This window comes from Halarchaeum salinum (assembly GCF_039520965.1).
GTDB classification, from domain to species: Archaea; Halobacteriota; Halobacteria; order Halobacteriales; family Halobacteriaceae; genus Halarchaeum; species Halarchaeum salinum.
This window is the reverse complement of record NZ_BAAABL010000106.1, coordinates 1-1,242: the sequence shown is the minus strand read 5'-3', so window position 1 is coordinate 1,242 and position 1,242 is coordinate 1. Positions and strand designations below refer to the sequence as shown.

1 protein-coding gene is annotated in these 1,242 nt (G+C 60.9%); it reads left to right on the top strand.

Going from position 1 to position 1,242, the window contains the following annotated elements; genetic code table 11:
- Positions 1-1,124, top strand: a 1,124-nt coding sequence (locus ABDZ36_RS14745) for an ISH3-like element ISH20A family transposase (RefSeq protein WP_343749385.1), incomplete at its 5' end; no start/stop codon positions are given.
- Positions 1,125-1,242 lie beyond the last annotated feature (118 nt).

Below are 1,242 nucleotides of genomic sequence, written 5' to 3'. Positions count from 1 at the left end.
GCAAGATAGAGGAAGAGCACCTGCTTAATTTTGTCGTCAACAGCCTTGACGAGGAACTTGCGATAGATCTTGGTGAGAACGTCGAAGTCACCACGGAGAAACTGTACGAGGTCCTCGCCGGCGCCAGCGCCGGCGGGACCTCGATCAACCACGTCTGCGAAACAACCGAGGACTCACCGCACGCCAATACCGTCCGTGGACATCTCACCGATCAGTTTGATCTTGACTCGGTTGAGGCGGTTGGAGACACGCTGCTTCAACGAGATGCGCTTGAGACACTTCCGGATCGACCGGTGGAGGTCTGCGCAGACCTCCACCTCGATCCCTACTACGGTGACGAAGATGAAACCGAGGCCCTGTACTTCTCACAGGCCAAGCGTGGAACAACGACGTTTCACGCGTATGCGACGCTCTACGCGCGAGTGCCTAACAAGCGGTACACGCTGGCGGTTCGCCAGCTTGTCGCTGGCGACACCACCAGCGATGTCCTCACTGAGTTCCTTGAACTCCTCAACGGCCTTGACCTCGGCGTCAAGGCCGTCTACCTTGATCGTGGATTCTACAACAGCACCTGTCTCGGACTGCTGTACGCGCACAACTACGCCTACGTGATGCCGATCGTCAAGTGGGGCGAGACGATCCAAGACGAACTCAGCAGAGGCTGGAGCCGCGAGATCGAACACGATCTCGCCGGCGAGGTGGCCTTCCCCGTGTTCATTGACTGCGTCTACCAGCAGGGACGATACGATGAGCACGGGGTGGCGCGTCACGGCTACGCCGCTGACGCGCCGTTTATCGACACGCCACGGGATGCCCGAGAGCACTACAGCAAGCGCTTCGGCATCGAGTCGAGCTACCGATTAGCCAAGCAGAGCCTCGCGTTCACCAGTTCTCAGGACGCTGGCTTGCGGCTGGTGATGTTTGTCGTGAGTCTGCTGCTCCAGAACAGCTGGCGGTATCTCCATTGGAAGTACGTGGCGGCGCCCCGCCGCGGGGGACGCCGCCTCTGGAACTGGTCGTTCACGGAGTTCTGTGAGATGGTGCTGCGGGCGGCCTGGACAGCGCTCGGTGTGCGCAGGGCTGTTCCAGCGAACCAGTCACTCGACGACCGGTTCTTCCGGTAGCTGTCCACCGGTCCGGACAGCGGTTGTGAGTGGCGACACTGTCGCGTCGGCGGCAGTCCGCCGCCGACAGCGACGGTCTATCCCGAAGATCACGCTCACCAGCGCTTCGAAGACGCTC